Raw genomic sequence first — 26,258 nt, 5'->3', positions numbered from 1 at the left:
CGGCGCAGCTGGCTCCTACGGAGGGTGGCAATGAATTTGCAAAACAAGACGATCGTGGTGACCGGTGTGGCGTCGGGCATCGGCGCAGAGGTCGCACGGCTTGCGCGGTTCCATGGCGCCACGGTAATCGGTGTCGACCGCACACCGGTGCAGATGACCCTGCATGGCTTCCATCAGGCCGACCTGGGCGATGCGGCCTCCATCGACGCGCTGGTGCGCGCGCTGCCGCAGCAGATCGATGCGCTGGCCAACGTGGCCGGCGTGCCGGGCACCGCACCGCTGGATGTGGTAGCGCGCGTCAATTACCTGGGCCTGCGGCATCTGAGCCAGGCGCTGTTGCCGCGCATCGCGGCCGGCGGCAGCATCATCAATGTCGCCTCGATCCTGGGCGCCGAATGGCCGCAGCGGCTGGACCTGCACAAGCAACTGGCCGCTACCGACAGTTTCGACGCCGGTACCGCCTGGCTGGCCGCGCATCCGGTGGCGCACGACACCTGCTATCAATACTTCAAGGAAGCCCTGATCGTGTGGACCTTGCTGCAATCGCGGCCGTGGTTTGCCGAGCGCGGCGTGCGCGTCAACAACGTCTCACCCGGGCCGGTGTTTACGCCGATCCTTGGCGATTTCGCCGCCATGCTGGGCGAGGAGCGCGTCAAGGAAGATGCCAAGCGCATGACGCGGCCCGCGTATGCCGACGAAGTGGCCGAGGCCATCGTGTTCCTCGCATCCGATGCCGCGCGCTGGATCAACGGCATTACCTTGCCGGTCGATGGCGGCCTGGCATCCACCACGCTGTAATTCCCCCACTGTTTTAGCAGGAGGCTAGACCATGAATGCTCTTCCCAGCGCAGCGATCGCTGCGACTGCCACACCCGCGTGGCACGGCTGCATCTTCAATGGCGAGTGGGTGCCAGGTCACGGCGGCGCCTTGCCGATCTATAAGCCGGCCACCGGCGGTTTGTTGCACGAGGTGAGCAAGGCCGATCTGGCCGATGTTGCCGCTGCCGTGGCACAAGCCAAACACGCGCAGCGCGCCTGGGCCGCCACCGCGCCGCGCGAACGCGCTGCGGTCTTTCACCGCGCCGCGCAGGTGATGCAGGCACGCAGTGCCGAAGCCGCGTTGCTGATCGCACGCGAAACCGGCGGCATCCTGCCCAAGGCGCAGCGCGAGGTCGATGAAGCGGTGGCGTTCTACCAGCACGCTGCCGGCCTGCCGTTGCAGGCGATGGGACAGGTGCTGCCGACCGGTGCCGGCCAGCTCAGCCTGGCCCGTCACATGCCATTGGGCATGGTGGCGGTGATCTCCCCGTTCAACTTTCCGTTGATCCTGTCGCTGCGTTCGGTGGGGCCGGCATTGGCGATGGGCAATGCGGTCATCCTCAAACCCGACCCGCGCACGCCGTACACCGGCGGGGTGATCATTGCGCAGGTGCTGGAAGAAGCCGGCCTGCCCAAGGGCTGGCTGCACGTGCTGCACGGCGATGCGCAAATTGGCCAGGCGCTGGTGGAAGCGCCGGATATCCCGATGATCGCCTTCACCGGTTCCACTGCGGCCGGCCGCCGCATCGGCGAAATTGCCGGACGACATCTGAAAAAGGTGGCGCTGGAACTGGGCGGCAACAACGCGGTGATCGTGCTCGACGATGCGGATCTGGATCGCGCCGCCTCGGCGATTGCCTTCGGTGCGTACATGCACCAGGGCCAGATCTGCATGGCCACCGGACGGGTGCTGGTACAGCGGAGCGTGGCCGATGCGCTGACCCAGCGTCTGGCGGAAAAGGCGCGCCATCTGCCAGTGGGCGACCCGGTCAGCGGCACCGTGGCACTGGGGCCGATCATCGACCAGCGCCAGCTGCAGCGGGTGATCGATATCGTCACCGACAGTGTCGCCGCCGGCGCGGTGGTGGAAGCCGGCGCAACCAACGAGGGGCTGTTCTACGCGGCCACCGTGCTGTCCAACGTGCGTCCGGGCATGCGCGTGTTCGATGAGGAAGTGTTCGGGCCGGTAATCAATGTCAGCGTGTTCGACACCGACGAAGAAGCCGCGCAGATGGCCAACCATGGCGAATACGGCCTGGCCGCCGGCATTATGTCGGCCTCGGTCTCGCGGGCGCTGGCGCTGGGCGAACGCCTGCATCCGGGTCTGTTGCACATCAACGACCAGACTGTATTGGATGAGGTGATCAACCCGTTCGGCGGCACCGGCGCATCCGGCAATGGCACCAGCGTCGGTGGCCCGGCCGATTGGGAGCAATACACGCACTGGCAGTGGCTGACGATCAAGAACGAGGTGCCGCAGTACCCGTTCTAACGGCAGGCGCCGGGATCGGCTAGCTGGTCCCGACGCAAGTCCAAGGCATGGCGGGCTGCGTTGCTGTGTCAGTGCCGAGCTTGTTGCGACGTCGTCGTGCCCCGGCTCGGCGGCGCTTTATCGAGTCACTCGCCGGTGCGGAAACGCGTCGGCGAGCAGCCTGCCTGCCGCGCAAAGTAGCGGCTGAAGTACGCAGCGTCGAAAAATCCAAGGGCCGCGGCAATCTGCTGCACGCTCAGGCTGGTGTAGCGCAGGGTGCGACGTGCTTCGAGCATGATCCGGCGCTGTAGCAGTTCCAGGGCCGAGGCATCGGCAAGCCGTCGGCACACCGCATTGAGATGGCCCGGCGTCAGACCAAGCTGATCGGCGTAGCGGGAGATCGGCCAGTGTGCGCGGTAGTGCTGGTCGATCAAGGTTTGATACGCGCGCAGATGCCGCAGCGCCGGATCGGCTTGCGCGTTGGCCACGGCCGCGTCCTGCAGGCCTTGTAGCGCAGCACGTGCAGTCCAGATCACCAGTTGCGTTGCTGCGGCCTGCAGTGCGGCCTCGTGCCCCACGCGCTGATGCGCATGGTCGTCGGCGATGCTGTCGAACAGCACATCGAGCAGGCGTTGCGATGCCTTGACCGGCAACACCGCCGGCATCGCCAGGCCGGATTGCAGCAGCGGTGCAGCGCTCAGTGCGCTGCGCACCAGCGGCATGCACAAGGTGATGATGTGCCCGCGCACCTGCGGGTCGAACGCAAACCCGTGCACGCACAGCGGCGGCAGCCATACCACGGTGGCACCCCGCAGACGCTGGGTGCGTCCATCCAGTTGCAGGGTTGCCGGCCCGCGCTGCACATACAGCAGCTGCGCCAGATCCTCATGCCGGTGCGGGGTGATGCGCCAGTCGTGCAGCCGGCTGCGCGCGGCGATCGACTCCCAATGCAATAACTCCGGTGCATCGGCGTGCCGCTCGCCGTACAGGCCGAAGGCGGGAACAGCAGCGATGGCAGCAGTGGGGTGCGCGCGAGTGGGCATCGTCGAAAAGTCCAAGCACTGCGCGCAATCATCCCTTCAATGGTCGCGCTTGGCTACCGACACTGCAGGCCTGATCACTGAAAGCAGGAGCGCCCCATGCGGACGCAGGTTGCAATCATCGGTGCCGGGCCATCCGGGCTGCTGCTGGGCGAGTTGTTACTGCGGGCCGGTATCGACACCCCTCATCGTCGAACGGCAGACGCCTGAACACGTGGTGGGGCGCATCCGCGCCGGGGTGCTGGAGCAGGGCAGTGTGGAGCTGCTGCAACGCGCCGGTGTGGGTGAGCGCTTGCAGCGTGAAGGCCTGCCGCATCACGGCTTCGAACTGTCGCTCGATGGCCAGCGTGAGCGTATCGATCTGCTGCGCAGTTGCGGCCGCGGGGTCACGGTGTATGGCCAGACCGAAGTCACTGCCGATCTGATGCAGGCGCGTCAGCGCAGCGGTGCGCCGACCTACTACGACGCACACGACGTCACCCTGCACGCGCTGGATAGCGCGACGCCCAGCGTGGAATTCACGCATGAGGGCAGCCGCCTGCGCGTTGCCTGCAACTACGTCGTCGGCTGCGACGGCTTTCATGGGGTCAGCCGCGCCAGCATCCCGGCCGAGCGCATGCGCGTGTTCGAGCGTGTCTATCCGTTCGGCTGGTTGGGTGTACTGGCAGACACGCCGCCCGTGCACGATGAACTGATCTATGCGCGTCATCGGCTTGGCTTTGCATTGTGCTCGATGCGCTCGCCCACCCGCACGCGCTACTACGTGCAGGTGCCCGCCGACGCCCGTGTGGACGCCTGGAGCGATGCGGCGTTTTGGGATGCGTTGCGCGCACGCCTGCCGGAAGCGTTGGCCGAGCAACTGGTCACCGGCCCATCGATCGAAAAGAGCATCGCGCCGCTGCGCAGCTTCGTCGCCGAACCGATGCAGTACGGCCGCCTGTTTCTGGCCGGCGATACGGCGCATATCGTGCCGCCGACCGGTGCAAAGGGACTGAACCTTGCGTTGGCAGATGTCGGCCTGCTTGCGCAGTTGTTCATACGCTGGAAAGCATCCGGCGATGCCGATGTATTGCAGCAGTACTCGGCGCTGGCGCTGCAGCGGGTGTGGAAGGCCGAGCGGTTTTCGTGGTGGATGACCACGCTGCTGCATACCTTCGACGACGAAGATGCCTTTACTGCACGCATCCGCCGGGCCGAGCTGGAGTATCTGCTCGGCAGCCAGGCCGGCCGCGCGACCATCGCAGAAAACTATGCGGGGCTGCCGCTGGTGGAGCTGGCGGAAGTCTGAGGCAGACTGTTCAAAGGTGATTTTTTTATCACCAGGAAGTTTCAAGGTTCCCTGGTGCACTTGGCGGTGGCTAGCGCGGCAGCGGATGCGCTCGGTAGGGTGGCGTGGACGCGTGGCGGTTGCTGTCTGTGCAAGGACGCGTCATTGCCCCAATCGCGCCGTGTGCCAACTCCCCCGTGAGCGCACGGCCCGTTTCCTTCCAGGAGATCCCCATGAAAAAGATTGTTTCCCGCGCCTTGTTGTTGCTCATGCTGGTCGCACCGATGGCGGCGTTCGCGCAGACCGCCGTCACTGAAAAAACCAATCACCAGAAATTGTTGCTCGGTTCCAATTGGTACGAAACCGCCAACAAGCGCCTGGTCTACGACTTCTGGCGCATCGTGTTCGAAGCGGGGCAGGTGCAGTACGCGCCGATGTACATGGACAAGAACTACATCCAGCACAACCCGAATGTGGCCAACGGGCGCGATGCGTTCATTGCGTTTTTGACCGCCTTCGTCAAGCCGACCCCGGTGCAACCGCGCGTGCAGTTGCCGTTGGTGGCCATCACCGCCGATGGCGATCTGGTCACGCTGGTATCGGTCCGCACGCTGCCGGACCCGCGTCACCCGGGCAAGACCTACACCACCACCTGGTTCGACATGTTCCGTATCGAAAAAGGTCTGATCAAGGAACATTGGGACCCGGACACCATTGCCGGCCGCGCAAACACTAGCGGCCAGTAATCATCTGACGTATCGCCGGCCTGCACCATGCAGGCCGGCGATAGATGGGTTGGATAATCGGCAAACACTGCAGCAGGAAGTACGCCGGCAGCCGCCGTCAGATTCTGACGCTTAGCTGATCCGGAAGCCCATCGTCGCTTCCACCGCCTGCTGCCAACCGGCATACAGTTGCTCGCGTTTGTCTTCGGCCATGGCCGGTTCGAAGCGTCGATCCACCGCCCATTGCTTGGCGATTTCTTCGCGGCTGCTCCAGAAGCCGGTGGCAAGACCTGCCAGATACGCCGCACCGAGCGCGGTGGTTTCGGCCACTTCCGGGCGCAGCACCGGCACGTTGAGAATGTCGCTCTGGAATTGCGCCATGAAGTCGTTGGCGATCGCGCCACCGTCGGCACGCAGCTCCTTCAACTCGATGCCCGAATCGCTCTGCATCGCGGTGAGCACGTCGCGGGTCTGATATGCCATGGATTCGACCGCCGCGCGCACGAAGTGTTCCTTGCTGGTGCCACGGGTCAGGCCGAACACCGCACCACGGATATCGCTGCGCCAATACGGCGCGCCCAGGCCGACGAAGGCCGGCACCAGGTAGACGCCATCGTTATCGCCAGCGCGTTCGGCATAGGCCTGCGAGTCGCTGGCCTTGCCCAGCATGCGCAAGCCGTCGCGTAGCCACTGCACCACCGAGCCGGCGACGAAGATCGCGCCTTCCAGCGCGTACTCGACCTTGCCATCGATGCCCCAGGCAATCGTGGTCAACAGGCCGGCCTTGGAGATCACCGCCTTGTCGCCGGTATTCATCAGCATGAAACAGCCGGTGCCATAGGTGTTTTTCGCCATGCCCGGCTCGAAACACGCCTGGCCGAACAACGCCGCCTGCTGGTCGCCGGCGATGCCCGCGATGGGCACCTGCTCGCCGTAGAAATACTGGGTCTGGGTCATGCCATAGACCTCGCTGGAGGAGCGCACCTCCGGCAGCATCTGCGCCGGTACGTCCAGCATCTCCAGCAACTGCGCATCCCATTCCAGGGTGTGGATGTTGAACATCATGGTGCGCGAGGCGTTGGTGTAATCGGTCACGTGCACCTTGCCGCCGGTGAGGTTCCAGATCAGCCAGCTGTCGATGGTGCCGAAGGCCAGTTCGCCGTTGCGTGCACGCTCGCGTGCGCCTTCCACGTGATCGAGAATCCACTTGACCTTGGTGCCGGAAAAATACGCATCGATCAGCAGCCCGGTCTTGTCGCGCACCATCTGCTCATGGCCGGCTTCCTTGAGCTGGGTGCAGATGTCCTTGGTCTGCCGCGATTGCCACACGATGGCGTTGTAGATCGGCTGGCCAGTGGCCTTGTCCCAGACCACCGCGGTTTCGCGTTGGTTGGTGATGCCGATGCCGGCGATCGAGCGCGCATCGATCTGCGCATTGTTGAGTAGCTCGGTAATGGTGGTGTACACGCTGGTCATGATCTCGCGCGGGTTGTGTTCCACCCAGCCCGGCTGCGGGAAGATCTGCCCGAATTCGCGCTGCGCCACGCCGGCCACCTTGCCCTGGCGATCGAACAACATCGCGCGCGAGCTGGTGGTGCCCTGATCGATCGCAAGGACGTATTGCTTTTCCATCGAAGATTCCTCGAACAATGCCGGCATTGGCGCGCGGCGAGAGTGGTCGGTGCAGCCTGGGAGCGATGCGCGGGCTGCCGTTTAGCGGCGGCCCGCGCATCGTCGTGGTGGTCGATTCACTGCGCGGCGACTAGCGCGGATCCAGCGGCGCAGTGTCGCCCTGTAGATGGCGCACGCGCGCCGGCAGGAACGGCAGGATCAGCCACTGGTAGGCCAGTGCGCCGATCGGACCGCCAATCAACGGGCCGACGATCGGGATCCACCAGTAATTGTCCTTGGCCGGCAACGCCGCCTCGCCCCAGCCGGCGAAATACGCGAACAGACGCGGGCCGAAATCGCGCGCCGGGTTCATCGCCCACGCTTCCAGATAGCCCATCGACGCACCCAGCGTTGCCACCAGCAGGCCGATCATCAACGCGCCGGAATTGGCGCCCGGCGCGGCTTCGTTGAAGCGCTCGGTGATGGCGAAGATGCCGAAGATCAGGAACGCGGTGATGATGATCTGGTCGCCCAGCGCATGCATTGGGGTGACCGCAAGACCGGGCGCGGTGAAGAACACACCGGCCGCGCCGCCGGCTTCGCGGGTGAGCTGCTGCACCTGATTGAAATGGTCGATCACCGGCCCGTACAGCTGGTAGACGATGGCCGCGCCCAGGAAGGCGCCGATGACCTGGGCAATCCAGTACGGCACCACCTTTTTCCACGAAAAATCGCGAAATAGCGCCAGCGCCAGGGTCACTGCCGGGTTGGCATGCGTGCCCGACACCGAGCCGGTCACATAGATCGCCAGCGTCACCGCCAGGCCCCAGGCGATACACACGCCCCAATAGGCGTTCTGATAAGGACTGGGGTCGTAGAGGATGTACATCGCCGCGACCGAATCGCCGAGCGCAATGATGATGAACATCGCGATCGCCTCGGAAATCAACTCACCCACGAGTTGACGGTTCATGCGCGCAGGCCCGCGAGCAGGTCATTGCAACGAACAGGGGATTGCGACGCGCGCGTTGGCGCGCAGGGGGAGTGGGTCGTGCTCATCGGGGGTGCCCTCCACAGGGTGATGCAGGCAGTGCGCCAGGATACGTTGCCGACGACCCGTCCTCGTCGGCAACGCGGTGTGTTCAAACGGTCGCGATTTCGGCTGGTTGGAGCGCCGGCGTCTGCAGATAGTCTTCCAGCCGCGCACGTCCGGCCGCATCGAGCCGCAGCCCGAGTTTGCTGCGACGCCACAGGATATCGTCGGCGGTCTGCGCCCATTCGTGTTGTCGCAGGTAGTCCACCTCGGCCTGATACAGGTCTGCACCGAAGTGCGTGCCCAGGCCGGCCACATCCTGCGCATCTCCCAACAGCTGTTCTGCACAGGTGCCGTAATTGCGTACCAGCCGCTGCGCGGTGGCTGCGGGCAGCCAGGGGCGCGCGGTGCGCACCCGTTCGAGCAGGCTGGCGATATCGCGTTGTTCGCCGCCCGGCAGCGCGTCGCCGCGCGCCGTCCATGCCGGCTTGCGTGCGCCCAGCGCATGGGTGAGCCGGTCGACCGCCTCTTCGGCGAGCTTGCGGTAGGTGGTCAACTTGCCGCCGAACACGTTGAGCAACGGCGCGCCGTCGTTGATGACTTCCAGTTGATAGTCGCGGGTCACTTCGGCGGCGTTGTCTTCGGCATCGTCCAGCAACGGCCGCACGCCGCTGTAATTCCACACCACGTCTTCGGGGCTGATCTGCTGCTGGAAATACAGGTTCACCGCATCGCACAGGTATTGCACCTCGGCTGCATCGATCTTGGGTGCGGCGGGGTCGGCCTCGTAATCGACGTCGGTGGTGCCGATCAAGGTGAAATCGTGCTCGTACGGAATGGCGAACACGATGCGCCGGTCCGGTTGCTGGAAGATGTAGGCGTGGTCGTGATCGAACAGCTTGGGCACCACGATATGGCTGCCCTTGACCAGGCGCAGCGCGTGCTGATGCGGCACCGCAGCGACCTTGTCCAGGAACGACACCGCCCACGGCCCTGCCGCATTGGCCAGTGCGCGCGCCTGCACGGTGCTGCGGCGGCCGTCGCGGTCTTCGAGCTCGGCGTACCAGAATCCGGCATCGCGCCAGGCACCGACGCAGCGTGTGCGGGTGTGGATCTTGGCGCCGCGCTTGGCGGCATCCATCGCGTTGAGCACCACCAACCGCGCGTCCTGCACCCAGGCATCGGAATACACGAAGCCGGTGCGCAGCGATTCCTGCAACGGCTGCCCGACCGGGTGGGTGCGCAGCGACAGCCGACGCGAGCGCGGCAGGCTGCGCTTGCTGCCGCCAAGATGGTCGTACAGGAACAGGCCTGCGCGGATCATCCAGGCCGGACGCAAATGCGGCTGATGCGGCAACAGAAAGCGTAGCGGCCAGATGATGTGCGGGGCCAGGCGCAACAGCACTTCACGCTCGGCCAATGCCTTGCCGACCAGCGCGAACTCGTACTGCTCCAGATAGCGCAGCCCGCCGTGGATCAGCTTGGTGCTGGCGCTGCTGGTATGCGCGGCCAGATCGTCCTGCTCGCATAGGCACACCGACAGGCCACGCCCGGCCGCATCGCGGGCGATGCCGACCCCGTTGATGCCGCCGCCTACCACCAGAAGATCGTATGTCTCGCCCATCGGTGCCTCCGTCCAGGTGCGCTGCGAGCGAACCTAAGTTGTCATGTTCGAACATATTCGAACATCAAACCTTTTCGGGGCGTGAAGACGCGGCTTGCCTCTCAATAAGTGGTTATTTCGATTGTAAAAGCAATCAAAATCCGAAATTCGATTCGTTACGTAAATCGAGGCTGGCAGCCATGACGGGTCTGCGCATCAAAAAAGTACTTAAACGAACAAATTCAGTCGCTGTCGCTAGCGTCCGCCAGGTGCACCCGGGTGCCGGCCTCGGCCAGCACGCTGGCCAGTTCCTGCGGCGGCGGTCGGTCGGTGAACCAGTCGTGCACCTGCGCGATCGCGCCCAGCCGCACCATCGCATTGCGCCCGAACTTGCTGTGATCGGCCGCCAGCACCACCTGGCGCGAGTGCTCGATGATGGCCTGGGCCACCCGTACTTCCTGGTAGTCGAAATCCAGCAAGGTGCCGTCCAGATCGATCCCGGAAATGCCGATCACCCCGAAGTCCACCTTGAACTGACGGATCAGCTCCACCGTGGCCTCGCCGGTCACGCCCTGGTCGCGTCCGCGCACCACGCCGCCGGCCACGATCACCTCGAAACTGGGGTTGGCGCTGAGCATCACCGCCACGTTGAGGTTGTTGGTGATCACGCGCAGGCCGCGATGCTGCAGCAATGCGCGCGCGACCTCTTCGTTGGTGGTGCCGAGGTTGATGAACAGCGAGGCATCGTCGGGAATGAAGCGCGCGACGTGCGTGGCGATGTGCTGCTTTTCGCGTGCCTGCAGCGCCTTGCGCGCGGTGTAGGCCAGGTTTTCCACACTGGAGGGCATGCTGACGCCGCCATGGTAGCGGCGCAGTACGCCGGCATCGCACAGCAGGGTCAGATCGCGCCGAATGGTTTGCGGGGTGACCTCAAAGCGCGTGGCCAGGCCTTCGACATCGGCAAAGCCCTGCTGCCGCACCAGCGCCACCAATTGCTCCTGGCGCGGGTTCAATGCCGGCGCCGGGACAGTCCTGTAGTGAGTTGACTCCATGCGCTGATGATCGCGCATGCGCGTGAGGATGCAAACACAGCGGTTGCGTGCGGTTGTCAGTCGTGTGGACGTATCAGTTCACGCCGCCGCATAGCGTATGGCGACTTCAGCAGCGCCGCGCCCGCCCGACAGCGAGCGCGGTGCGCATGACGACGACGTTCAGCCCAGCTCGCCGCGGTAGCCGGTGTCGATGCTGATGCTGCCGCCCACCGCACGCGACACGCAGGCGCACAGCTTGCGATTTTCGCGGCGTTGCTCGTCGCCGAAGAACACATCGCGGTGATCGATATCGGCGGCGCTGTCGAGCACCTCCACCGCGCACAAGCCGCATTCGCCGCGACGGCATTCGGCGATTAATTCGACCCCGGCATCGGCCAGCGCATCGAGCATCGATTCGTTTTCGGCCACCGGCACTTCCAGACCGAGCCCGGGCAGCTTGACCACGAACGCCTGCGCCGGCACCCGGCCGCTATTGCCGAAGGTTTCAAAATGCAGCCGTGCGCGCGGGCGGCCGGCGGCATGCCAGTGCTGGCGCACCGCTTCCAGCATGCCCAGCGGGCCGCACACATAGACCTCGGCATTGGGCGACAGGCGTGCCAGTTCGGCGGCAAGATCGGGCGGGCCGTCGGTGTCGTCGCAATGCAGCTGCAGGCGCGCGCCGAGCAGCGCTTCCAACGGGTCCACGTAGGCCATCGCGCTGCGCGAGCGCCCGACATACAGCAGGCGAAAGGCCTGATGCCGCTGCGCCAGCCGCTGCGCCATGCCCAGGATCGGCGTGATGCCGATACCGCCGGCAATCAACAGGATTTCTTCGCCGCTCTCGTCCAGCGCGAAGTTGTTGCTGGGGGGCGACATTTCCACCACATCGCCCGGCTGCAGCGTCCACATATGCAGCGAGCCGCCGCGGCTGTCGGGCATCTGCCGTACCGCGATCTGGTAATACCCGTCCGCGCGTGGCTCGCCCACCAGCGAGTAAGAGCGCACATCGCTGCGGCCGTTCAATTGCAGACGAAAATCCAGGTGGCTGCCCACCTCGAACGCACGCGCTGCCGTGCCTGGGTCGAGCACGATTTCGCGCACCCCCTCGCAGGCGTCGGCAATGCTGACGACATGGGCGCGATGCCATTGGGTGTCTTTACGCATGGGGAACTCCAGGCAGAAGAGCGTGCCGGGCAACGCCGGCGGTGGATGCATGGGCGCGGCCGAGCAGGGCGCCACCGCGCACCTGGGCGATGGCCGCGGGGGTTTGCAGGATGTGGCGCAGATTGCGGTGCGCCAGACGGGCGTGCTCGCGCATCAGCGCTTCGGCGCGGCTGCCCTGGCGCTGCGCGATGGCGGCAATCACTTCGCGATGCTGGTCCTGCGCCACGGTCAGGAGCACCTGCGCATCGGCAGCACTGGTCTGGGCCATGACCAGGCTGTTGGGCGAGGCGAATGGCAGCTGCAGCACGCGGGTGAGCTCGCGGCCGAGCACATCGCTGCCGGCCATCGCCACCAGCAACGCATGGAACAGCGCGTTGGCCTGGACATAGGCGGCGAAGTCGATGGCACCCTGCGGCACGCCGACGATGCCATCGAGCGTCTCCAGCAGCTGATGCGCCTGACCCAGCTGCGCGGCAGTCGCCCCGCGCTCGGCGGCCATGCGTGCGGCCAGCCCTTCGAGCGTGCCGCGCAGCTCGATGGCGTCGTGCACGTCGTGCTCGCTGAAGGCCTGCACCGCGTAGCCGCCGCCCGGCAAGGCGCTCGCCAGGCCTTCTTCGCACAGGCGCTGCAAGGCCGCGCGCACGGGCGTGCGCGACATACCCAGCCGCTGCACGACTGCCACTTCGGACAATCGCGCGCCGGCGGGCAAGGTACCGTCGAGGATCAGCTCACGCAGCGAGAGCAGCGCGCGCGTGGTCTGCGCCGCGCTGCTGTGGAACGGTGTGGTCGGTGGCATGGGGGTCTCCTGCGCGCTGCGCTCAGCCCACCATGCGCAGCGACAGATCCTGCGCGCGCTGTTCGTGCGCGATCAGGCGGTCGATCACCCGCCGCGCCCACATGCCGCCGGCATCGACGTTGAGGTTGTAGAAGGTGTGATCCGGATGCGCGTCGATGGCGCGTTGCTGCGCTTCCAGAATCGCCTCGTCCTCGCCGAACACACCGGTGACGCCGGCGCGGGTGAGCGTGGTCAACGACTGATCGTGCAGCGCGTAGTTGCGCATGAACGCCCAGAAATAGTGGCAGGTGGTATCGGTCTCCGGCGTAATGGTGTTGAGCACGTAGCCGTTGACGCCCTGGCTGCGGTCGCCCTCCGGCGCGCCGGTGCCGGCGATGGCCACACCGACATCGATGGCGATGGTGCCGGGCGCTTCGAAACGGATGATCTGCCAGCGGTCGACCTTGCCGTGGTAATCCAGATGCCGCGCGATCTGGCCGGCCCAGAACGGCGGCGGGTCGATGTTGCGCATCCAGCGCGACACCACCACCGAGCGATCGCCATGCACGACATCGAACGGCGCTTCGGCGATCTCGTCCTGGCCGATGCTCGAACCATGCACGAAGGTCTCGTGGGTCAGGTCCATCAGGTTGTCCAGCACCAGCCGGTAGTCGCACTTGGCGTAGATGGTGCGGCCATCGCCGGCCCAGGCCGGGTCGTGCGCCCAATGCAGGTCGGGAATCAACGCGGTGTCGGCCTTGGCCGGGTCGCCCGGCCAGATCCACACATAGCGGTGCTTCTCGGCCACCGGAAAACTGCGCACGCACGCCGACGGGTTGATGGTCTCCTGCGAGGGCATGTGCACGCAGCGGCCCTGGGTGTTGTAGACCAGGCCGTGATAGCCGCACACCACATCGTCGCCGCGCAGCTTGCCCATCGACAGCGGCACCAGCCGGTGCCAGCAGGCATCTTCCAGCGCGACCACCGCGCCGGCCGTGGTGCGGTAGACCACCACTTCGAGGTTGCAGACCTTGCGCGGCGTCAGGGCGTGCTTGATTTCGTGGTCCCAGGCGACGGCATACCACGCGTTGAGGGGAAACAGCGGCTTGGACTGGGACTCGGACATGACCGTGACTCCTGGGGTTTTGTATACAACCTGGGGTACGAATCGACGCACTGCGCCAGCGTGCAAGCAGTTGACGCGCATGTCAGCGCTGGCGTCTGCTTGCAGGCGAAGTTATGTATACACCGGAGACAATGTGGGAACATGACTGTGTAGCGGAAGTTGTGCGATTATCGAATTCAATCACCGATAATCGTATTGACCAGGGTGTTCAGCCGGCTCTACCGTGGCTGCACATTCGCAGCGGTGCCTTGCTCATGGCTGAAATCGTCGCTTTATCAGATGCGGTGTCTAACCTGATCGCCGACGGCGATTGCGTGGCGATGGAAGGCTTCACCCATCTGATCCCGCATGCGGCCGGCCATGAGGTGATCCGCCAGCGCAAACGCGAGCTGCGCCTGGTGCGCATGACCCCGGACCTGATCTACGACCAGCTGATCGGCGCCGGCTGCGCATCGGCGTTGCGGTTTTCGTGGGGCGGCAATCCGGGGGTCGGCTCGCTGCACCGGCTGCGCGATGCGGTCGAACACGCCTGGCCGCAGCCCCTGCAGATCCGCGAACATAGCCATGCCGACATGGCCAACGCCTACGTGGCCGGTGCGTCGGGTCTGCCATTCGCGGTGCTGCGCGGCTATGTCGGCTCTGACCTGCCGCGCGTCAACGACAGCATCAAGTTCCTGCAATGTCCCTATACCGGCGAAACGCTGGCCACCACGCCGGCGGTGAACCCCGATGTCACCGTGATCCACGCACAGCAGGCCGACCGCCGCGGCAACGTGTTGCTGTGGGGCATTCTTGGCGTGCAGAAAGAGGCGGCACTGGCGGCGCGCAAGGTGATCGTGACGGTTGAGGAAATCGTCGACACGCTCGATGCGCCACCCAACGCCTGCATCCTGCCGCGCTGGGTGGTCGATGCGGTGTGCCATGTGCCTGGCGGCGCCGCGCCGTCGTACGCGCATGGCTACTACGCCCGCGACAACCGGTTTTATCTGGCCTGGGACGCGATTGCGCGCGACCGCGCGCGCTTCCAGGCGTGGATCCAGGCACATATTCTGGACACCGACGACTTCGCCGCATTCATGCGCGTGTATGCGCACTCGCAGCAGCAGGTGGCCGCATGAGCGCTTACAGCACCAATGAAATGATGACCGTCGCCGCGGCGCGTCGCCTGCCTGATGAAGCGGTGTGTTTCGTCGGCATCGGTCTGCCGTCCACTGCGGCCAATCTGGCCCGGCTCACGCATGCGCCGGATGTCACCCTGATCTACGAATCCGGCCCGATCGGCGCACGCCCGGACGTGCTGCCGCTCTCGATCGGCGACGGCGAGCTGGCCGAGACTGCCGACACCGTGGTCTCCACGCCGGAGATTTTTCGCTACTGGTTGCAGGGCGGCCGGGTGGATGTCGGTTTCCTGGGCGCGGCGCAGATCGATCGCCACGCCAACCTCAACACCACCGTGATCGGCGATTACGCCGCGCCGAAGACGCGGTTGCCCGGCGCCGGTGGCGCGCCGGAAATCGCGGCCAGCGCCAAGCAGGTGTTCATCATCATGCGGCAGTCCAAGCGCAGCTTCGTGTCGGTGCTGGACTTCATCACCACAGTCGGGCATCTGGACGGTGGCGATGCGCGCGCGCGCGCCGGCCTGCCCGGCGCCGGCCCCACCGTGGTGGTCACCGACCTGTGCGTGATGGAACCCGATGCGGTAACTCGCGAACTCGCCGTCACGTCGCTGCACCCGGGGATCAGCCGCGAGCAGGTCAGCGCGGCGACCGGCTGGCCGATCCGCTTTGCCGACGATCTTGCGCACACCGCACCGCCCAGCATCACGGAACTGCAGGCATTGCGCGCGTTGCAGGCACGGACCGACGCCGCACATGGCACCCAATCGGCAGGAGCGGAGGCATGAGCGAGGTCTATCTGATCGACGGCATCCGCACACCGATCGGTCGCTATGGCGGTGCGCTGTCCAGCGTGCGTGCCGACGACCTGGGCGCGCTACCGATTGCCGCGTTGCTGGCCCGTCATCCGCAGCTGGACCCGGCCGCCATCGACGATGTGTATCTGGACTGCGCCAACCAGGCCGGCGAAGACAATCGCAATGTTGCGCGGATGAGCCTGTTGCTGGCAGGCCTGCCGAGTTCTGTGCCGGGCAGCACGCTCAATCGCCTGTGCGGCTCCGGGTTGGATGCGATCGGCACGGTGGCGCGCGGCATCCGCGCCGAGGAACTGGGGCTGGCGATCGCCGGCGGTGTCGAATCGATGTCGCGCGCGCCCTGGGTGATGGGCAAGGCCGAAAGCGCCTTCGCCCGCACCCAGCAACTGGAAGACACCACAATGGGCTGGCGCTTCATCAACCCGCGCCTGCAAGCCGCCTACGGCACCGAGTTGATGGGCGAAACCGCCGAAAACATCGCGCAGCGCCATGCCATCACGCGCGAGGATCAGGACGCTTTCGCACTGCGCAGCCAGCAGCGCGTGGCTGCCGCCCAGGCCGCCGGTTTCTTCGATGCAGAGATCACCTCGGTGCCGGTGGCCGCACGCAAGGGCGGCGATGCCGTCACCGTCGAATACGACGAAGCCCCGCGCCCGAATACCACCGCCGAGATGCTGGCCAAACTCAAGCCGGTGTTCCGCCAGCCCGGCAGCGTGACGGCCGGCAATGCCTCCGGTATCAACGATGGTGCGGCCGCGTTGTTGCTGGCCTCCGCGCAGGCGGTGCAGACGCATCGGTTGACCCCGCGCGCACGCGTGCTGGGTTTTGCGTCGGCAGGTGTCGAGCCGGCCTACATGGGCATGGGCCCGGTGCCGGCCACGCAGCGTCTGTTGGCGCGGCTGAACCTGCGTATCGAGCAGTTCGATGCGATCGAGCTCAACGAAGCCTTCGCCGCGCAGGCGTTGGCGTGCACGCGCGCATTCGGGTTGCCCGACGATGCCGCACATGTCAACGCCAACGGCGGCGCCATCGCACTCGGTCATCCGTTGGGCATGAGCGGCGCGCGGCTGGTACTCACCTTGCTGCGTCAGCTGGAAGCCAGCAACGGCCGGCTCGGGCTGGCCAGCATGTGCGTCGGGGTGGGGCAGGGCGTGGCCCTGGCGATCGAGCGCCTGTGAGCCAGCCCACTGCAACCACTGCGCCGCCACCGCATACCTACACCGCTTGACCATGCCGCAGTGCGGCGCAGGGAGATCTCACGATGCGCGATGCCCCCGATGATTCGACACTTGCAGACCCGCTGCTCGGCTACCGCCGCACCCGACCCGGCACGCAGCCGGCCTAACTGCATCCGGCTTATGCCTCCACCGCCCTGCGCGGGCCGACGCACGCGCCCATCGATATCCCGGCCACGCTGTCGGAAGTCACCGGCCCGCGCCTGGATCGGCTTACCCTGGGCGAGCATGCGGCCGATCTCACCGCAGGGTTCAGTGGCGAGCCGCTGGGCGAGCGCATCATCGTCTCCGGCCGCGTGCTCGACGAAAACGGCAAGCCGGTGCGCAACAGCGTGGTGGAAGTGTGGCAATGCAACGCCGCCGGCCGTTACCAGCATGCCGGCGATCGCCACGACGCACCGCTGGACCCCAACTTCCGCGGCACCGGCCAGGTGCTCACCGATGAGCATGGCCGCTACGTCTTCAAGACCATCAAGCCGGGCGCGTATCCGTGGCGCAATCACTACAACGCCTGGCGGCCGGCGCACATCCATTTTTCGCTGCACGGCGATGGCATCGGGCAACGGCTGATCACCCAGATGTATTTCCCGGGCGACCCGCTGCTGGCGCAAGACCCCATCTACAACTGCGTCGACGATGCGCTGGCGCGCGAGCGCATGGTGTCCAGTTTCGACTGGGAAAACGCCATCAGCGAATATGCCCTGGCCTACCGCTTCGACATCGTGCTGCGCGGCCGCAAGCAAACGGTCTGGGAGTGAATCGATGAGCCTGCACGCAACCCCTTCGCAAACCGTCGGCCCGTATTACCGGCTTGGGCTGGAGCCGCTGTATCGCGACCAGCTCGCACCGGCGCAGGCCGCCGGCATGCACGTGCAGATCAGCGGCTGCGTCTTCGATGGTGCCGGCGTCCCGGTGGCCGACGCGGTGCTGGAACTGTGGCAAGCCGATGCCGCCGGTATCTACGCACATGCTGCCGACAGCCGCTACCAGGCGCACGACGCCAGCTTCGATGGCTGGGGCCGGGTGCCGACCGATGCGCAGGGGCGTTTTAGCTTCAGCACGGTCAAGCCGGGTGCCGTCGCCGGGCCGCAGGGCAGGACGCAGGCCGCGCATTTGAGCGTGCTGGTGTTCATGCGCGGGCTGTTGCGCGGCGCATCGACGCGCCTGTACTTCGCCGATGACCCGCAGCTAGGCAACGACCCGATCCTGGCGCTGGTGCCGGCCGCGCGCCGCGCCACCTTGCTGGCCCAGCCAGCGGGCAATGGCGCGTATGCATGGGATATCCATATGCAAGGCGAGATGGAGACTGTGTTTTTTCGGTATTGATGCGCAAATCGTCGGCAACGCTGCACGCAGCCGGTGTTGCCATGTGCCCCGTGAGCCTGACCCTGCGGCATGCACGTCCAGCACGCCACGCACCGCCGTCGATCACGATGACAGCCCGCAAGCGCACACCGCCGTCTCCAAGGCGCGGATACACACCAGGCGAGCATGCCGTCACCTTCGCCCGCCGCGGCCTCGCTGCGCGTATTGCCCTAACGTCTAGTTGGCACCCCCGTGCTTCGGTGCCATGCTGCCGGCACGCCAAGAGATGCGATGCATGAGTGCGACGTCTTTGCTGTTGGGATCCTTGTTTGGCGAGCCTGCGTGCGACGCATTGTTCAACGATGCGGCGCGTGTGCAGGCCATGTTGCACTTCGAATCCGCGCTTGCCCGCGCGCAGGCGCAGTGCGGTGTCATTCCTGCCGAGGCAGCCGCATCGATTGCAGCGGCCTGCCAGGTGCAGCACTACGATATGGCTGCCTTGGCGCAGGCCACCGCGCTCGCCGGCAACCCCGCCATTCCGCTGGTCAAGGCGCTGACCGCGCGCGTCGCCGCGCACGATGCTGCGGCCGCGCGCTGGGTGCACTGGGGAGCCACCAGCCAGGACGTCATCGATACCGGCAGCGTGTTGCAACTGCGCACCGCGCTCGATCTGCTGCTGCCGCGTCTGCAGCAGCTGTGCGACACCCTTGCCGCGTTGGCCGCACGCGAGCGCGATACCGGCTTGCCCGGGCGCACCTTGTTGCAGCAGGCCGTGCCGGTGACCTTCGGGCTCAAGGTGGCCGGCTGGCTGGACGCCTTGCAGCGCGCGCATCGGCGCCTGCACGCGTTGCGGCACGAGGCGCTGGTGCTGCAGTTCGGTGGCGCGGCGGGCACCTTGGCTTCCTTGCAGGAGCGCGGCCTGGACGTGGCGCAAGCGTTGGCCACCAGCTTGGCGCTGCCGCTGCCTGCGTTGCCCTGGCACACCGCGCGCGACCGCATCGTCGAGGTCGGCTGCGCGTTCGGCCTGCTCGCCGGCACGCTGGGCAAGATCGGCGGCGATGTGGTGCTGCTGATGCAATCGGAGGTCGGCGAAGCGTTCGAGCCCGCGGCGGCCGGCAAGGGCGGCTCATCGGCGATGCCGCACAAGCGCAATCCGGTTTCCAGCGTGGCGGCGGTGGCCGCGGCCACCCGCGTACCCGGGCTGATCGCCACCTTGTTCAGTGCGATGGCGCAGCCGCATGAGCGCGCCGCCGGGCAATGGCATGCCGAATGGGACACCTTGCCGCAGATCGTGTGCCTGACCGCCGGCAGCCTGGCGCAGATGCAGGCCTGCCTGGCCGAGCTGGAACTGGACCGCAGCCGCATGCGCCAGCATCTGGATAGCCATGGCGGCGTGCTCTACGCCGAGGCAGCGGTGTTCGCGCTGGCCCCGCAGCTCGGCAAGCCGCAGGCGCACGCGCTGGTCGAACAGGCGGTGGCGCGCGCGCAGGCGCAGCAGCGGCATCTGCGCGAGGTCTTGGCAGAGGACGCGCAAGTGAGCGCGGTACTCACGCACGCTCAACTGCAGGCGGTGTTCGATAGCGACAGCTGGCGCGGCATGTCCTCGGTCTGGATCGATCGCGTGCTGGCCGCCTCTTCTTCCCGTTGACGGTGCTTCGATGGCTTATCTGCAATTGCCCACGCATCGTCTGCATTACCGTCTGGATGGCACCGACGGGCGGCCCTGGCTGACCTTCTGCAATTCGCTCGGCACCGACCTGCACATGTGGGACGTGCAGATCGAAGCCTTCGCCCCGCACTACCGCATCCTGCGCTACGACCGCCGCGGCCATGGCTATTCGGACTCGCCGCCCGGCCCGTACAGCGTGGCCGACCTGGGGCAGGACGTGCTGGCGCTGTGGGATGCCTTGCAGATCGAGCGCAGCGATTTCTGCGGGCTGTCGATCGGCGGTCTGACCGGGCAGTGGCTGGGGCTGCATGCCGCGCAGCGGTTGCGCCGGCTGGTGGTCTGCGCCACCGCGCAAAAGATCGGCAGTACCGCCACCTGGGAAACCCGCATCGAGCAGGTGCGCAGCGAAGGCCTGCCGTTGCTGATCGATGCCACGCTACAGCGCTGGTTTACCCCGGAATTTGCCATCAGCCACGCGCAGCGCCTGGACATGATCGCCGCCGCCTTCGTCTCTACCTCCCCGGACGGGTACATCGCCTGCTGCCAGGCGGTGGCCGAGGCGGATTTCCGCGGCGCGCTGGATGGGCTGAGCCTGCCGCTGCTGGCCCTGGCCGGCGACGACGACCCGGTGTGCCCGCCGCCGGACCTGCGCGAGATCGCCTACGCCGCGCCCGATGGGCATTACGCCCAGGTACCGGGCCGCCATATCTGCAATCTGGAATCGCCGGCCGCGTTCAACGACGCGGTGCTGGGGTTCCTGCAAGCCGACTGATCTTTTCCGTATGACGAGGACGCCCCATGCACGAAGACGAACGCTATCAAACCGGCCTGCGCGAACGCCGCCGCGTGCTGGGCGATGCGCATGTGGAGCGCTCGCTGGCCGCGCGCACCGAGCTCACCACCGAGTTTCAGGACCTGATCACCCGGTATGCCTGGGGCACCATCTGGACCCGCGACGGCCTGCCTGCGCATACCCGCTCGTTGATCACCTTGTCGATGATGGTCGCGTTGGGCCACGACGAAGAATTCAAGCTGCATGTGCGCGCCGCGCGCAACAACGGCGTCACCCCGGAGCAGATCAAGGAAGTGCTGCTGCAGGCGGCCATCTATTGCGGCGTCCCGGCGGCCAACCACGCCTTTGCGCTGGCCAAACCAATCCTGGAAGAACAGGCTGCCGAGACCTGATCCGGCTCGCCTCATCGCTTGCGCTTTCGCGTCCGCCTGCCGTGCCGCGCAGCGTAGCCAGTCCACCGCGCCCATCACGAGATGCCGCATGACGGTCCGCCCCGCCTACCTGCTTCTGCTGCTGTTGCTCTCGCTGGCTGCCGGCGCACAACCGCAGCCCGGGCCGGGCACCCAGCTGGCGCAGGTGCGCGCCGACGATGGCCAGACACTGGCGGTGTGGTCGCGCGTGCCGGCGCAGCCGCGCGGCACGGTGCTGCTGGTGCATGGCCGCACCTGGAGTTCGCTGCCCAACTTCGACCTGCAAGTGCCGGGCGAAGCGGCCGATTCGCGCTCGGTGCTGGCCGCCTTGGCGCGCGCCGGACTTGCCGCCTACGCGGTGGACCTGCGCGGCTACGGCGGCAGTACGCGCGATCGCAGCGGATGGAACACGCCCGACCGCGCGGTGCGCGATGTCGCCCAGGTGCTGGCCTGGGTCGCCCGGCAACATCCGGACCTGCCGCCGCCGGCCTTGATCGGCTATTCCAACGGCGCGCGGGTGGCGCTGCTGGTCGGCCAGCAACACCCGCAGGCGGTGTCCGCGCTGGTGCTGTACGGCTTCCCCGACGATGTCGGTGCGCCGCCCACCGACACGCCCACGCCGACCCAGCCCTTGCGCGCACGCACCACCATCGCCGCGGCCGGCGAGGATTTCATCACTGCCAACGCCGCGCCGCCGGGTGTGCGCGCGGCTTATGAAGCGCAGGCAGTGGCCGCCGATCCGGTGCGCACGGACTGGCGCGCGATGGCGCAGTTCGCGTTCCATCCCGAGCAGGTCACGACGTTGCCGGTGCTGCTGCTGCGGGGCGTCGACGATCCCATCGCCACGCAGGCCGACAACGCGCATCTATTTGCACGTTTGCATAGCGAAGATCGCAGCTGGGTCACATTGCCGCACGCCGATCATGTGGCGCATGTAGAAGACACCCACGCGGCCTGGGTGGAGACGGTGGTGGGTTTCCTGCGTCGGCCGCGTTGAGCCCTTAGCGGGTGACGCAAGTGAAGCAGAAAGCCGCGGGAGCACGCGACGAACGCGCTGCTGGCTGCATGCAACGCAACGACATGCGGCTATACGCGGGACGCAGGCCACACGTGCGCGGGACCCAGCCAGGCGCCGCCCAAGGATCTCGGCCGCTTCACTCAGGATTGGAGTTGCTTCATCACCCAAGACGCGCCGCACGCGCTAACTCAACAACGCACCCAGGCGCTGCGCCGCCAGCTTCAACGGCTCCAGCAACTGCGTCTGCATGGTCTGCAGGCTGACGCGCCCGGCCTGCGCACCGATGTTGAGCGCGGCAATCACCTCGCCACGCAGGTTGCGCACCGGCACCGCGATCGAACGCAGGCCGATTTCCAGCTCCTGATCGGTCAGGCACATGCCTTCGCGGCGCGCACGCGCCAGGATCTCCAGCAGCGCCGAGGCCTGGGTCACCGTGCGGTCGGTGCGCGGGCGCAGCGTGGTGCGCTCCAGGTAGGCCTGCAAGGTGTCGGCGGGCAGGGCGGCCAGCAGCACCCGGCCCATCGAGGTGCAATACGCCGGCAGCCGCGTGCCCGGGCGTAGCCCGATCGACATGATCCGCACCGTCTCCGCGCGCGCCACGTACAGCAGGTCGTCGCCATCCAGCACGCCCAGCGAGCAGGATTCGTGCAGGTGGTCGCGCAGCCCGTCCAGCACCGGCTGCGCGGCTGCGGTCATCGCCGAAGACGCCGCATACGCGCCGCCAATGCCCAGCACGCGCGGCAACAGCACATAGCCACGGCCCTGCTCGCCGACATAGCCCAGCTTGGCCAGCGTGTGCAGCACGCGGCGCACTGCCGCGCGCGAAATGCCGGTTTCCAGGCTGATCTGCGACATCGTCACCTCGCGCGGATGCTGGGCGAACACGCTCAACACCACCAGCCCGCGCCCCAGCGAGGTCATGAAGTCCGGGTCGCCCTGGGCGGCGGCAATCTGCTGCATCAACTCGTGCGGCAGGCCGCGCTCGCTCCCGGTCGCGGCAATGGCGGCGGGACGTTTGCGGCGGCTGGCGGTGGGCTCGGGCATCGGATCGCGGGTCAGGCAGGTCCACGCATGGTAAGCGCTCGCGGCAATGCCTGCCTCCGGTCGCAGTGTGTGCGTCGCATGTAAGCACTTCATCCTGCTTGCCGCATAATCGCTACTGACTTGTTTCGGATCGGTCCCCCTCGTCCATGAAAACCCCCAAGGGCCTGCAGCCGCTGATCGACGACGGTGTCATCGACGAAGTGTTGCGACCACTGAAGAGCGGCAAGGAAGCCTCCGTCTACGTGGTCAGCGCCGGCGAAGACATCCTGTGCGCCAAGGTCTACAAGGACATGGCGCAGCGCAGCTTCCAGGCGCGCGTGCAATATCAGGAGGGCCGCAAGGTACGCGGCAGCCGCCAGGCGCGCGCGATGGGCAAGGCCACCAAGTTCGGTCGCCGCGAAGCCGAGACCGCATGGAAGAACACCGAAGCCGATGCGCTCTACCAGCTGGTGGATGCCGGCGTGCACGTCCCCAAACCGCGCGGCTATTTCCATGGCGTGCTGCTGATGGATCTGGTCACCGATGCCGCCGGTCACAGCGCACCACGCCTGGGCGAAGTGGAGCTGGAGCCGGAGCAGGCGCGCGCATTCCACATCAGCCTGATCGGCGATGTGGTCAAGATGCTGTCGCTGGGTCTGGTGCACGGCGATCTGTCCGAATACAACGTGCTGGTCTCGCCCGACGGCCCGGTGGTGATCGATTTCCCGCAGGTGGTCAGCGCCGCCGGCAACAATGCCGCGCGCGACATGCTGCTGCGCGATGTGCACAACCTGCGCGACTGCCTGGGCCGCTTCGCTCCGGATCTGCTCGACACCCACTACGGCGAAGAAATGTGGGCGCTTTACGAAAAGGGTGAGTTGCGCCCGGACAGCGCGCTCACCGGCCGCTTCAAGTTCGACACCAAGCGCGCCGACGTGCGCGCCATTCGCGCTTCCATCGAAGACGCGCGGCAGGAAAACCTGATCCGCCAGCAAGGCCGCGAAGCCGCTGCCGAAGACGACGACTGATCGCTGCGTGCGCCACACGGCGCATTGCCTTGCCCGGCCGCCGCCGCCGGCACGGGGCTTGCCGTGGCACGGGCGTCACCTGTCCGGACGCGCGCGCATTGATGGGATTGAAGCGACGCGAGCCAGGGTGCGTCTAGAAGACGGCACTACGATGAGGCGCGTTGCCGCTTCATGCCCCGCACGGTCTGCGCTTGCAGGTCTGCGCACGCGGCATGCGGTTGCGCATCCACGCGATGCAACGCAGCAATCGGCGTTGCAGGTGGTCGCGTGCATGTCCGCAAGATGTAACGCGTTGCAGGTCGGAACCCTTCTGTATCAAGCCAGCACCGGCCTGCCCAAGCGATCGCGCGTCATCCGGCCAGGTAGTTATTTCATTTAATGGTTATTTAAAATAAGTATCAGGCAAACTCGGTAGTCCTCCACTGCCAATGAGACCGTCATGTTCGATCCCGATGTCGTTCGCCTGTTCACTGTTCTCCAGCAGGCCGCCCAGCCGCCGATGGAAACGCTGCCCCTGGCAGACGCACGCGCAATGATGCGTGGGCTGGGGGCGCAGCTCGGCTTTCCGGTGCTGGAGATGGCGCAGGTGCGCGCCGTGCAGGCCGACACCGCTGTTGGCACCGTGCTGCTCCGGTTGTATCGGCCGCCGGGCTTGAGCGATGCGCCCGCGCCAACCTGCGTGTTTATGCACGGCGGCGGCGGCGTGGTGGGCGATCTGGAGTCGCATGACGATGTGTGCCGACAGCTCGCCGCACGCGCCGGTTGCCAGGTGCTGGCCGTCGATTACCGGCTGGCTCCCGAGCACCCCGCGCCGGCCGGCGTGGAGGATGTCATCGCCACGGTGCGGTGGCTGGCCGCGCATCCCGAGCAAGTGGGCGCCGACCCGCAGCGCCTGGCGGTGGCCGGCGACAGCATCGGCGGTGCGATGGCTGCCGCCGCTGCAATCGCCGCATGCGATGCCGGCATTGCGCTGCGCTGTCAGCTGTTGCTGTACCCGCTGACAGACGCACGCGAAGACAGCGGCGAGTATCCGTCCCGCACGACCAATGCCGACATTCCACCGCTGACCCGGCAGGCCACGCAGTTTTTTAACCAGCATTTCATCAAGGATCCAGCCATCGCCCTGGATTGGCGCGTCTCGCCGCTGCTTGCTCCGGATCTGAGCGGCGTTGCGCCGGCGCTGGTCGTGCTGGCCGAGCGTGACGTTCTGCACGACGAAGGCCTGCGCTATGCCGAGCGCCTGCGCGCAGCCGGTGTCGAGGTCAGCGTGCACACCTTTCCCGGCATGGTGCACGGCTTCATCCATATGGCCAGCATCATCCAGGCAGCCGACAAGACCGTGGACCTGTTTGCCGAAATGCTGCGACAGCGGCTGTTGCCGGTGTAATCCGGCGTAGTGCCGAGGTGTCGGCAATACGCGCAGCATCGTGGCGGGTTGGCGCACGGTGCGAATGCAAACGCGCTGCCGCTTCGGTCCACGCGAAGAAACTCCGGCGCGATCCCGCACTCGGTGCCGGTGCGCCACCGCGGCGTTTAGAAGTTAAAGCGGAACGTGGTCATCAATACGTGGTTTTCGCGGTCCACTGCGCGCGTATTGACGAACTGGTTGAGATAACCGATGTCCATATTGGAGATGGCGTTGAATTTCCAGTTGATGCCGACAAAGACGCGGTTCTGGTCGATGCCGCGGCGTGCGCCCCATTGCGTCTGATCGAGATTGACGAACAGCTCGTTGAACAGCACCCAGGACAGTTGCGGACTGAATCCGCTCGGGCGGGTGGCGCGGATCATTTGCCGCACGCGGTAGCCCTCGTCGCTGAAGTCTTCGCGGTGGCGCTGCTCCAGACGGGTGCGGCTGGTGATGCTGATCTCGGCGATCGGATCGAACTGATACTGAAACTGTCCCCACCAGCGATTTTCGCGGTTGGACGGCTGACCGGCCGGATGGCTGATGATGGTGTCATAGCCCATCCAGACGCTGGCTTTGGGGTTGAGCCGGTAAAACACCGCAGGGCGCAGGATCAATTGATCGAACTGCTCGCCCTCCTCGCGCCAGCGCGGATGAATATCCATGCTCCAGTAAAGGTTCTCGACCCTGAGGTTTCCCCACATTTTTTTCTGCGAGATCAAGTGCTTGCTGGGCCAGGGTGTGGAAGAAGGTGCGCGCATGGTGCACGCTTCA

Annotated in this window: 24 protein-coding genes and 1 pseudogene; 15 read left to right on the top strand and 10 right to left on the bottom strand. The window is 66.2% G+C overall.

The features are described 5' to 3' along the window. The first annotated feature begins 30 nt into the window (after positions 1-30). Positions 31-798, top strand: coding sequence for a coniferyl-alcohol dehydrogenase (locus XdyCFBP7245_RS20010; RefSeq protein WP_104617175.1), 768 nt, complete (start codon positions 31-33; stop codon positions 796-798). A gap of 31 nt (positions 799-829) precedes the next feature. Continuing rightward, positions 830-2,311: a benzaldehyde dehydrogenase gene (locus XdyCFBP7245_RS20005; protein ID WP_104617174.1), complete on the top strand. Its 1,482-nt coding sequence runs from the start codon at positions 830-832 to the stop codon at positions 2,309-2,311. Positions 2,312-2,436: 125 nt separating this feature from the next. On the opposite strand, the gene XdyCFBP7245_RS20000 is transcribed toward XdyCFBP7245_RS20005, so the two are convergent. Then, on the bottom strand, positions 2,437-3,333 hold the full coding sequence (locus XdyCFBP7245_RS20000; RefSeq protein WP_104617173.1) for a helix-turn-helix domain-containing protein: 897 nt from the start codon (positions 3,331-3,333) through the stop codon (positions 2,437-2,439). Positions 3,334-3,429: 96 nt separating this feature from the next. On the opposite strand from XdyCFBP7245_RS20000, the pseudogene pobA reads away from it, so the two are divergent. Both pobA and XdyCFBP7245_RS19990 read left to right on the top strand, forming a co-directional pair. Next, positions 3,430-4,618: pseudogene (pobA, locus tag XdyCFBP7245_RS19995) on the top strand (4-hydroxybenzoate 3-monooxygenase). A gap of 212 nt (positions 4,619-4,830) precedes the next feature. Next, on the top strand, positions 4,831-5,343 hold the full coding sequence (locus XdyCFBP7245_RS19990; protein WP_104617172.1) for a nuclear transport factor 2 family protein: 513 nt from the start codon (positions 4,831-4,833) through the stop codon (positions 5,341-5,343). Between the two features lie 111 nt (positions 5,344-5,454). On the opposite strand, the gene glpK is transcribed toward XdyCFBP7245_RS19990, so the two are convergent. From glpK to XdyCFBP7245_RS19955, 7 genes are all read right to left on the bottom strand, one after another. Next, positions 5,455-6,954, bottom strand: a complete 1,500-nt coding sequence (glpK, locus tag XdyCFBP7245_RS19985) for a glycerol kinase GlpK (protein ID WP_104617184.1) — start codon at positions 6,952-6,954, stop codon at positions 5,455-5,457. Positions 6,955-7,084: 130 nt separating this feature from the next. Then, positions 7,085-7,906, bottom strand: coding sequence for an MIP/aquaporin family protein (locus XdyCFBP7245_RS19980; RefSeq protein ID WP_104617171.1), 822 nt, complete (start codon positions 7,904-7,906; stop codon positions 7,085-7,087). 169 nt (positions 7,907-8,075) lie between these two features. Continuing rightward, positions 8,076-9,590 (bottom strand): glycerol-3-phosphate dehydrogenase, encoded by a 1,515-nt coding sequence (glpD, locus tag XdyCFBP7245_RS19975; protein ID WP_104617170.1) that lies wholly within the window; start codon positions 9,588-9,590, stop codon positions 8,076-8,078. A gap of 221 nt (positions 9,591-9,811) precedes the next feature. Then, positions 9,812-10,639 (bottom strand): DeoR/GlpR family DNA-binding transcription regulator, encoded by an 828-nt coding sequence (locus tag XdyCFBP7245_RS19970; RefSeq protein ID WP_104617169.1) that lies wholly within the window; start codon positions 10,637-10,639, stop codon positions 9,812-9,814. A 141-nt stretch (positions 10,640-10,780) separates the two neighbouring features. Continuing rightward, positions 10,781-11,764, bottom strand: a complete 984-nt coding sequence (locus tag XdyCFBP7245_RS19965) for a PDR/VanB family oxidoreductase (protein ID WP_104617183.1) — start codon at positions 11,762-11,764, stop codon at positions 10,781-10,783. After that, complete coding sequence (locus XdyCFBP7245_RS19960; RefSeq protein WP_104617168.1) at positions 11,757-12,560, bottom strand: GntR family transcriptional regulator; 804 nt, start codon at positions 12,558-12,560, stop codon at positions 11,757-11,759. Before XdyCFBP7245_RS19960 ends, XdyCFBP7245_RS19965 begins: the two co-directional genes overlap by 8 nt. Before the next feature lie 22 nt (positions 12,561-12,582). Further along, the gene (locus XdyCFBP7245_RS19955; protein ID WP_104617167.1) at positions 12,583-13,665 is read right to left on the bottom strand and encodes an aromatic ring-hydroxylating dioxygenase subunit alpha; all 1,083 of its coding nucleotides are present in this window, start codon (positions 13,663-13,665) and stop codon (positions 12,583-12,585) included. Positions 13,666-13,919: 254 nt separating this feature from the next. Here XdyCFBP7245_RS19955 and XdyCFBP7245_RS19950 point away from each other — a divergent pair, with 254 nt between their 5' ends. The 9 genes from XdyCFBP7245_RS19950 to XdyCFBP7245_RS19910 all read left to right on the top strand — a co-directional run bounded on the left by XdyCFBP7245_RS19950 (position 13,920) and on the right by XdyCFBP7245_RS19910 (position 22,004). Next, positions 13,920-14,783, top strand: coding sequence for a CoA transferase subunit A (locus XdyCFBP7245_RS19950; protein WP_104617166.1), 864 nt, complete (start codon positions 13,920-13,922; stop codon positions 14,781-14,783). After that, positions 14,780-15,568, top strand: coding sequence for a CoA-transferase subunit beta (locus XdyCFBP7245_RS19945; protein WP_104617165.1), 789 nt, complete (start codon positions 14,780-14,782; stop codon positions 15,566-15,568). Before XdyCFBP7245_RS19950 ends, XdyCFBP7245_RS19945 begins: the two co-directional genes overlap by 4 nt. Beyond that, positions 15,565-16,773 (top strand): 3-oxoadipyl-CoA thiolase, encoded by a 1,209-nt coding sequence (gene pcaF / locus XdyCFBP7245_RS19940; protein WP_104617164.1) that lies wholly within the window; start codon positions 15,565-15,567, stop codon positions 16,771-16,773. The genes XdyCFBP7245_RS19945 and pcaF overlap by 4 nt, the downstream gene beginning before the upstream one ends. A gap of 167 nt (positions 16,774-16,940) precedes the next feature. Further along, positions 16,941-17,588, top strand: a complete 648-nt coding sequence (gene pcaH / locus XdyCFBP7245_RS19935) for a protocatechuate 3,4-dioxygenase subunit beta (protein WP_244907868.1) — start codon at positions 16,941-16,943, stop codon at positions 17,586-17,588. Positions 17,589-17,592: 4 nt separating this feature from the next. Further along, positions 17,593-18,156, top strand: a complete 564-nt coding sequence (gene pcaG / locus XdyCFBP7245_RS19930) for a protocatechuate 3,4-dioxygenase subunit alpha (protein WP_104617163.1) — start codon at positions 17,593-17,595, stop codon at positions 18,154-18,156. A 274-nt stretch (positions 18,157-18,430) separates the two neighbouring features. Continuing rightward, a complete protein-coding gene (locus XdyCFBP7245_RS19925; protein ID WP_104617162.1) occupies positions 18,431-19,783 on the top strand; it encodes a 3-carboxy-cis,cis-muconate cycloisomerase in 1,353 nt (450 codons plus the stop codon). Between the two features lie 10 nt (positions 19,784-19,793). After that, the gene (pcaD, locus tag XdyCFBP7245_RS19920; protein WP_104617161.1) at positions 19,794-20,576 is read left to right on the top strand and encodes a 3-oxoadipate enol-lactonase; all 783 of its coding nucleotides are present in this window, start codon (positions 19,794-19,796) and stop codon (positions 20,574-20,576) included. A gap of 26 nt (positions 20,577-20,602) precedes the next feature. Continuing rightward, the gene (pcaC, locus tag XdyCFBP7245_RS19915; protein WP_104617160.1) at positions 20,603-20,989 is read left to right on the top strand and encodes a 4-carboxymuconolactone decarboxylase; all 387 of its coding nucleotides are present in this window, start codon (positions 20,603-20,605) and stop codon (positions 20,987-20,989) included. Between the two features lie 88 nt (positions 20,990-21,077). Then, positions 21,078-22,004 carry an alpha/beta hydrolase gene (locus XdyCFBP7245_RS19910; protein ID WP_104617159.1) on the top strand — a complete coding sequence of 309 codons (927 nt, stop codon included), beginning with the start codon at positions 21,078-21,080 and terminating at the stop codon, positions 22,002-22,004. A 204-nt stretch (positions 22,005-22,208) separates the two neighbouring features. Here the strand turns inward: XdyCFBP7245_RS19910 and XdyCFBP7245_RS19905 are convergent, their stop codons facing one another. After that, positions 22,209-23,069, bottom strand: a complete 861-nt coding sequence (locus XdyCFBP7245_RS19905; protein WP_104617182.1) for an IclR family transcriptional regulator domain-containing protein — start codon at positions 23,067-23,069, stop codon at positions 22,209-22,211. A 146-nt stretch (positions 23,070-23,215) separates the two neighbouring features. On the opposite strand from XdyCFBP7245_RS19905, the gene XdyCFBP7245_RS19900 reads away from it, so the two are divergent. Both XdyCFBP7245_RS19900 and XdyCFBP7245_RS19895 read left to right on the top strand, forming a co-directional pair. Next, positions 23,216-24,076 (top strand): PA4780 family RIO1-like protein kinase, encoded by an 861-nt coding sequence (locus XdyCFBP7245_RS19900; RefSeq protein ID WP_104617158.1) that lies wholly within the window; start codon positions 23,216-23,218, stop codon positions 24,074-24,076. A gap of 439 nt (positions 24,077-24,515) precedes the next feature. Then, positions 24,516-25,463 carry an alpha/beta hydrolase gene (locus XdyCFBP7245_RS19895; RefSeq protein WP_104617157.1) on the top strand — a complete coding sequence of 316 codons (948 nt, stop codon included), beginning with the start codon at positions 24,516-24,518 and terminating at the stop codon, positions 25,461-25,463. 146 nt (positions 25,464-25,609) lie between these two features. On the opposite strand, the gene XdyCFBP7245_RS19890 is transcribed toward XdyCFBP7245_RS19895, so the two are convergent. Then, positions 25,610-26,245 (bottom strand): DUF2490 domain-containing protein, encoded by a 636-nt coding sequence (locus XdyCFBP7245_RS19890; RefSeq protein ID WP_170068719.1) that lies wholly within the window; start codon positions 26,243-26,245, stop codon positions 25,610-25,612. Positions 26,246-26,258: the final 13 nt, after the last annotated feature.

Origin of the sequence: Xanthomonas dyei (assembly GCF_002939865.1) — a bacterium.
GTDB lineage: Bacteria > Pseudomonadota > Gammaproteobacteria > Xanthomonadales > Xanthomonadaceae > Xanthomonas > Xanthomonas dyei.
The sequence above is the reverse complement of the archived record's forward strand: the minus strand, read 5'-3'. Positions and strand labels throughout refer to the sequence as shown.